Source organism: Streptomyces ziwulingensis (genome assembly GCF_039542605.1).
Taxonomy (GTDB): Bacteria; Actinomycetota; Actinomycetes; order Streptomycetales; family Streptomycetaceae; genus Streptomyces; species Streptomyces ziwulingensis.
Genome location: NZ_BAABIG010000072.1, coordinates 101700 through 109267, shown reverse-complemented (window position 1 = coordinate 109267; position 7568 = coordinate 101700). Strand labels below are relative to the sequence as shown.

Here is a 7568-nt window from a genome sequence, read left to right as displayed (position 1 = left end):
GGATGCGAAGTCGGCGCTGATCACGCTGGTCGAGCACGCGTTGATGGCCCGCCTGAGGTAGGGCGGCCCCGGAGGGGGGACGGACGGGGGACGGGATGAGCGCTGAGGCGGCCGCGTTGCGGCTGGGGTCGAGCGTGGCGCGGGCGGCGGCGCAGATCTGGCTGGGCGGCAGGCGGCGGGAGCAGGAACGCCATCTGCCGATGGAGGAGCTGATCCGGGTGCGGGTCGGCGGGGTCCGGCTGCAGCGCAGCGTCGCCCGGCAGTTCGGGCAGATCGCCGACGCCGTCTTCGACCGGCTGGAACCGTTCCTGGCACGGGAGTTCCGGCACCTGGACGAGGAGAGCCGGCGCGTCGTGGTCGACGCGGTGTGCGGCACGCTGGAGCGGGCCGACCTGAGCGACGACGCCCTCCTCGTCGCGGATGCGAACGCCGCCGAGCTGATCCGCCGGATCACCCGGGCGGTACCGGCGCCCGCCGGGCTCGGCGAGGCGGAGGAGGCCCTGTACGCGCTGCTGCTCGCCGAGTGCGTGGAGTACTACGTGCGGGTCGTGCGGGGTCTGCCCGTCTTCGAGGAGCGGGCGACGGCCGAACTCCTGGTGCGCACCGCCACGCTGGGCGCCGAGATCGCGCGGATACTGGAGCGGCTGCCGGACCGTTCGCTGCTCGCGCCGGACGGCAGCGACCAGGACACGGCGTTTCGCCGCCGGTACCTGGAGCTGGTCAGCCGGGACCTGGACGAGGTGGAGCTGTTCCGCCGGACGGCCGCGCGGGCCTCGTCGCCCCGGGTGCGGCTCTCGGTGGCGTACGTGAGTCTGCGGGCCTCCGGGGACGACGGCAGGCGCCGCGAGGGCCGGGCGCTGCCGCGCTCGCGGCGGCCGGAGATGAGCGACTGGGAGTCCCGGGACGAGGGCTCGGGGATGCGCGTGGAGGCCGCTCTGGGCGGTGCCTCGCGGGTGCTGCTGCGCGGCGAGGCCGGGTCGGGCAAGACGACGCTGCTGCGCTGGCTCGCGGTGACCGCCGCCCGCGGCGCCTTCACCGGGGAGCTGGCCGACTGGAACGGCCTGGTCCCGGTCTTCGTCAAACTGCGCGAGTACAGCGGGCGCCGGCCGCCCCCGCCCGGGGCGCTGCTCGACGGGGTCGCCGGGCAGATCACGGGCATCATGCCGCGGGGCTGGGTGGAGCGGCAGCTCGACTCCGGCCGGGTGCTGCTCCTGATCGACGGGGTGGACGAGCTGCTCGACAAGGAGCGTCGTGCGGTACGGGACTGGCTGCGCCGGCTGCTCGGCGAGTACGGGTCGGTCAGGGTGGTCGTCACCTCCCGTCCGGCCGCGGCCGGCGCGGACTGGCTGCGCCGGGAGGACTTCACGGCGCTGCACCTGGACCGGATGACCCCGTCGGACCTGGCCGCGTTCGTCCGGCAGTGGCATCAGGCCGTGCGCGAGGTGGGCGCGGAACTGCCCTGCCCGGTGGACGAACTGCCGCGTTACGAGCAGTCGCTGCTCACCAGCCTGAAGGACCGGCCGCACCTGCGGTCGCTGGCCGGCACCCCGCTGCTGGCGGCGATGCTCTGCGCGATGCACCTGAACCGGGGCCGCCGGCTGCCGCACAGCCGCCTGGAGCTGTACCGCGACGCGCTGCATACCCTGGTGCACGAGCGGGACGCCGACCGCAACGTGCCCAGCGCCCTGGAGAGCCCCCTCGGTCTGGGCGACAAGCTGGTGCTGCTGCGGGACCTGGCGTGGCGGCTGTCGGACAACAACCGCAGTGACATCGACCTGGAGCGGGCGGCCGGTTACGTGTCCGCGAAGCTGCGTGCCATGCGGCACCTGGACCCGCTGGACGGCGCCCGGGTGCTGGCGCAGTTGCGCGACCGGTCGGGGGTGCTGCGCTCCCCCGCCGAGGGGCGGCTCGACTTCGTGCACCGGACCTTCCAGGAGTACCTGGCGGCGGAGGAGGCCGCGCAGGAGGACCGGATGGGCAACCTGGTCGAGCGGGCGCACCTGGACCTGTGGCGGGAGACGGTCATGATGGCGGCGGGCCATGCCCACGCCCGGCAGCGGGAGGAGCTGCTCGGCGGCATCCTGGACCGCGCCGACCGCGAGCCCCGGCACGCGCGGGCGCTGCGGCTGCTGGCCGCCTCCTGCCAGGAGACGCTGCCGGAGGTCCCGGACGCGCTGGCCGCCCGGCTCGACGCGGCGGTGACGGCCCTGCTGCCCGCCCGCCGTCCGACCGACCCGCCGGCCCTGGCGGCGGTCGGGCCGAGCCTGCTGCGCAGACTCCCGCGCTCCCTGGCGGGGCTGACCGAGAAGGCCGCGGTGCAGACGGTACGGACGGTGGCGCTGATCGGGGGTGCGGAGGCGCTGGGGGTGTTGGCGGGGTATGTCGGGGAGGGGCGGCCCAAGGTGATCGAGGAGCTGATCGAGGCGTGGGCCTACTTCGACTCGGACTCCTACGCCGACGAGGTGCTGGCGCGCCTGACGCTGAGGGGCAGGTGGATCACGGTCACCCACTCCGGGCAGTGGAGCGCGCTCCGGCGGCTGAAGCACGCCGACTGGCTGTACGCGAGGGCCCCGCTCCCCCGCGACCCGACCGAGCTGCCACCGCTGACGCGGCTGCTGGCCTTCGAATACGGCGCTGGGCTCGACCTCGGCACGCTGCGTGCCCATCCCGGTCTCCACACTCTGGCCCTGCTGGGCTTCGGACCGATGACGGGAGCCGAGGCGGTGGCCGACCTGACCGCCCTGCGAAGCCTCTATCTCAACGTCCCCAGCGCCTCCTGGCTGGAGGGTCTGCGGCTGGGTCCGGACCTCGACTCGCTGTCGCTGTGGTTCCTGCCGCCGGCCACCGACCTGTCGGTACTGGCGGGCCACCCGGGTCTCAGGACACTGGAGCTGATGGCCCGCACGCCCTGCTCACTGGAGGGCATGCGGCAACTGTCGGCGCTGCCGGGGCTGGAGTCGCTGACCCTGCACAGCGTCGACGCGACCGCCTGGCTGGACTCGCCCGATCCGCTGCCACCGTCCCTCAAGCGGCTCAGGCTGCTCAACTGCGTGCTGCCCACGTCTCTGGAGCTGCCCGGCGTCCAGGTCACCGCCCGCTGAGCTACCGCCAACTGTGCGGTGCGCGGAATCCGGGCTCGCGCTCCAGGCGGCGCCAGCCCGCGCGGACGCGGCCGCCGTGGGAGGGGGCGATCTCGGCGGGGCGGGCCGCCGCGCGGGCCATCAGGACGGCGGTGATGGCGGCGACTTCCTCGGGGTCGGCGTGGCCCTTCTCGACGCGGATGTCGGGCATGGACATGGGGCGGGCTCCTTGGGGGGTCACTGCGGGGGGTTGCCGTGCTTGCGGGAGGGCAGGTCGGCGTGCTTGGTCTGGAGCATCGCCAGCGAGCTGATCAGCACCTCGCGGGTCTCGGCGGGGTCGATGACGTCGTCCACGAGGCCGCGCTCGGCCGCGTAGTACGGGTGCATCAGCTCGGCCTTGTACTCCTTGACCATCTTCTGCCGCATCGCCTCGGGGTCCTCGGCGGCGGCGATCTGCCGCCGGAAGATGACGCCCGCGGCGCCCTCCGCGCCCATCACGGCGATCTCGTTGGTGGGCCAGGCGTAGGTGAGGTCGGCGCCGATGGACTGGGAGTCCATGACGATGTACGCGCCGCCGTACGCCTTGCGCAGGATCAGGGAGATCCGCGGCACGGTGGCGTTGCAGTAGGCGTAGAGCAGCTTGGCGCCGTGCCGGATGATGCCGCCGTGCTCCTGGTCGACGCCGGGCAGGAAGCCGGGGACGTCCAGGAAGGTGACGATCGGGATGTTGAAGGCGTCGCACATCTGCACGAAGCGGGCGGCCTTCTCGCTGGCCTCGATGTCGAGGACACCGGCGAGGGACTGCGGCTGGTTGGCGACGATGCCGACGACCTGGCCGTCCAGGCGGGCCAGCGCGCAGATGATGTTCCGCGCCCAGCGCTCGTGGACCTCCAGGTACTCGCCGTCGTCGACGATCTCCTCGATGACCTTGGCCATGTCGTACGGGCGGTTGCCGTCGGCCGGGACCAGGTCGAGCAGGACGTCGGAGCGGCGCCCGGCGGGGTCGGAGGACTCGGCGCGCGGCGGGTTCTCCCGGTTGTTCTGCGGGAGCAGGGAGAGGAGGTAGCGCACCTCGGCGATGCACGTCTCCTCGTCGTCGTAGGCGAAGTGGCACACGCCGGAGGTCTCGGCGTGCACGTCGGCGCCGCCGAGGCCGTTCTGGGTGATCTCCTCGCCGGTGACCGCCTTGACGACGTCCGGGCCGGTGATGAACATCTGCGAGGTCTCGCGGACCATGAAGACGAAGTCGGTGAGGGCGGGGCTGTAGGCCGCGCCGCCCGCGCAGGGGCCGAGCATCACGCTGATCTGCGGGATGACGCCGGACGCCTTGGTGTTGCGCTGGAAGATGCCGCCGTAGCCGGCCAGCGCCGAGACGCCCTCCTGGATACGGGCGCCGGCGCCGTCGTTCAGGGAGACCAGCGGGGCACCGGCCGCGATGGCCATGTCCATGATCTTGTGGATCTTGGTGGCGTGGGCCTCGCCCAGCGCGCCGCCGAAGATCCGGAAGTCGTGGGCGTAGACGAAGACCGTCCGGCCCTCCACCGTGCCCCAGCCGGTGATGACACCGTCCGTGTAGGGCTTCTTGGCCTCCAGGCCGAAGCCGGTCGCCCGGTGCCGGCGCAACTGCTCGACCTCGCGGAAGGAGTCCGGGTCGAGCAGCAGCTCGATCCGCTCGCGCGCGGTCAGCTTGCCCTTGGCGTGCTGCGCCGCCGTCGCCTGCTCACTCGGTCCGGCGAGCGCCTGCGCACGGATCTCGTGCAGCTCGGCCACCCGCCCGCGCGCGTCCGCGGGTTCGCCCGTCGACTCACCCGGCGCCTCATCCAAAACGGTCATGTAGCGACTCTACGAAGTGCACCGCGGAAAGCCAGCCGTCGACTCCTCACAGTCTCCGGAGCGTTTTCCTGGTAGCACTGAACAGAACCACGACGCCATGCAGCCTTTTCGACTGCTCAGGGGGTCCTGTCATTGTTGAGGTCGCACAAAGCCGTCATCTGAGAGCCACCTCACATTCATGGGTGGCGCCCACCGTCCCCGGAGCGACGCGCAGGCGCAACCGGGGTGCCGTCGAGAGGATTTCGACGGTGCTGTCGGCCCGGACCGGGGCGCGCACGGGCCGGTCCCAGACGATCTCCAGCGGTTCGCCCATTCGGGTGAATTCGGAGATGTGGAGCGTGGCGGTACGGTGCCGACGGCGGACCAGCACACTCGTCCCGGCCGGCGCGGTGAGCGGCCCCACCGTACCGGCCCGCCAGAACGCCGCCGCCGTCAGTCCCCGGGCGGGGACGGCGACCGCCTGGCACCCGGGGTCGTTGGCGAGAATCCTGAGCCGGCGGCGGTCGACGGCCCGGCGGGCGGTTACGCGGCGGGAGGCGCCGGGGAGCACGGCGTAGGCGTAGGCCGCGTCGGCCGGGTCGGTGCCGTGGTCGAGCCAGAGGGTCTGCCAGCGGCGGGTGCGGCGTTCGGTGCTGGAGCCGGTGTTGATGTCGGACCAGGCGCCGGTGCGGTCCTCGCGCAGGGCGCGCAGGTCGCCGTCGAGGACGATCCAGCCGCCGTGGCCCTCCAGGTGCGCCCAGTCGTGGCCGCGTGTGAAGGCGGCGGTGCCGGCCTCGCCCAGGTTGCGGTTGTCCACGACCGTCTCGACCGGGACCCCGTCCGCGCAGGTGATCCCGGCGCCGAGGCAGACCACGCGGTCGTCGAGGAAGAACCAGGACTTGCGGGCCTGGAGCGTCGAGCCGAGGCCCTTCAGGTGCTGGGAGACCACCGCGTAGGTGCCGTCGGTCGTGCCGCCGACCGCCCGCGCGTCGGGCCGGGCCGCCCCCCACTCGCCGCCCGCCCGGTCGGCGAGGCGCCGGGTGGAGACGGTGGTGCCGGGGAGGCGGTACCAGTCGACGGTCGGCCAGAACCAGTCCGTGTACTGGTCGGTCCGGGTGCCCGCCGGCCACCAGGAGAGCATTCCGGCGCCGGTGTGCCAGCCGCGCGGGTTCTCGCCGTTGCCGCACTCGTAGTGCGCGATGCGGTCGCTGGCCATGGCCAGGGCGGCGGTGAAGCCGGGACGGCGGTGGACCGCGCGGTCCATGGCGGCGAAGAGGCGGTGGCCGACGGGCTCGGGCGCGGTCCGTACGGGCGAGTCGGCGACGGCCCGCAGCCGGGCCAGGTCGGCCACGCCGAACTGGGGTGCGGTCAGGATCGGCGAGACGGCCTCCGCCGCCCGGCCCCGGGAGGCCACCTCGCCCGCGCGACCCGAGTCGGCGGCCTGCGCGGACCGTTCGATCCAGCCCTTGATCAGGGCGTGCCACCGGTCGCGTTCCGCCGGGCTCGCGCCGCCCGCGAGGACGGCGACGGCGGCGATGATCTGTTGGCCGTGGAAGTGGTCGCCGCGCAGGAGCGGCCGGTCCTCGCTCTTGGACAGGCCCCGGCTGATCGCGCGGCCGTTGACGCAGTCCATGGCGAGCCCGTCGTGGATCAGCGGCGCGAAGGCGTGCTCGACACTGTCCAGGACGATCTGCCGCGCCGGGTCCCGTACCTCCCACTCCGACCCGGCGAGCAGCGTGAACAGGCGGCCGAGCCCGTCGAGGAGGACCTGTCCGTACGTCCCCGAGTACGCCACCCAGGTGTGCTGGAGGTAGGAGCCGTCGGCGTACAGGCCGTCCCCTTCGGTGACGTACGGGAAGACCGGGGAGAGGGCGTCGCGGGCGAGGGCGATCTTGGCGGGGGCCCGGCCCAGGACGCCGCGCAGGGCGACCGAGCGGCACAGGTCGACGCGGTTGGCGCCGGTGGAGGTGCCGGTGTAGTCGCCGAGCATCGCGTCGGGCACGAAGTGGTCGACGGCCGCGCAGGCCGCCGCGATCCGCTCGGCGCCCAGGTGCTCGTGAAGGACGGCGGTGATGTCGGTGAGCAGGCGGGGGCTGCCGATCTGCCACTCCCACCAGTTGCCGTAGCGGGTGGTGCCAGGGTGGTAGACGGTGGCGGCGAGGTGGTCGAGGCCGCGCAGGACGTCGGCGAGGAGCGTCTCGTCGCCGGTGCAGCCGGTGCCCTGCTGGGCGTACGCCTGGGTCATCGTCCACAGGCGGCCGTAGCTGAAGGTGATGCCGGCGGGCGGGTCGAAGGGGTGGCCGGGCCAGAGGGAGCCGGGCGCGGGGGCCATGGCCGCCCGGTGGGCGCGGGCGAGCCTGCCGGTCTCGGCGAGGCGGGCGGCGTACGGCTCGGCGGCCGGGTCGTAGCCCGTGCCGAGGGCGAGGTCGGTCCAGCGGCGGCGGAGGGCGTCGTAGGGGTCGGCGGCGGCGCGGGCGGCGGGCGCCGGGGTGAGGGCGGCGGCCAGGGCCGCGGTGAGCAGGACCGCCCGGCGGGTGGGGCGGAGTGGGCGTCGCGACGGCCACAGTGAGGTCATGCACATGGCGTCTACCACGCCGGCCGCCGGACGGGAACACCGCCGCACACGAACCAAGAGGTTGAACATTGAACGGAATAGGGCTACTGTCGTGCTCGTTG

The 7568-nt window shown here is 73.5% G+C and carries 4 protein-coding genes; 1 reads left to right on the top strand and 3 read right to left on the bottom strand.

Annotated elements, in window-relative coordinates:
* Nucleotides 1–95: 95 nt before the first annotated feature.
* Nucleotides 96–3101 (top strand): NACHT domain-containing protein, encoded by a 3006-nt coding sequence (locus tag ABEB00_RS29915; RefSeq protein ID WP_345623678.1) that lies wholly within the window; start codon nucleotides 96–98, stop codon nucleotides 3099–3101.
* 1 nt (nucleotide 3102) lies between these two features.
* On the opposite strand, the gene ABEB00_RS29910 is transcribed toward ABEB00_RS29915, so the two are convergent.
* The 3 genes from ABEB00_RS29910 to ABEB00_RS29900 all read right to left on the bottom strand — a co-directional run bounded on the left by ABEB00_RS29910 (nucleotide 3103) and on the right by ABEB00_RS29900 (nucleotide 7467).
* The gene (locus tag ABEB00_RS29910; RefSeq protein ID WP_345623677.1) at nucleotides 3103–3297 is read right to left on the bottom strand and encodes an acyl-CoA carboxylase subunit epsilon; all 195 of its coding nucleotides are present in this window, start codon (nucleotides 3295–3297) and stop codon (nucleotides 3103–3105) included.
* A 20-nt stretch (nucleotides 3298–3317) separates the two neighbouring features.
* A complete protein-coding gene (locus tag ABEB00_RS29905) occupies nucleotides 3318–4913 on the bottom strand; it encodes an acyl-CoA carboxylase subunit beta (RefSeq protein WP_345623675.1) in 1596 nt (531 codons plus the stop codon).
* A gap of 154 nt (nucleotides 4914–5067) precedes the next feature.
* Nucleotides 5068–7467: a polysaccharide lyase 8 family protein gene (locus ABEB00_RS29900; RefSeq protein WP_345623673.1), complete on the bottom strand. Its 2400-nt coding sequence runs from the start codon at nucleotides 7465–7467 to the stop codon at nucleotides 5068–5070.
* Nucleotides 7468–7568: the final 101 nt, after the last annotated feature.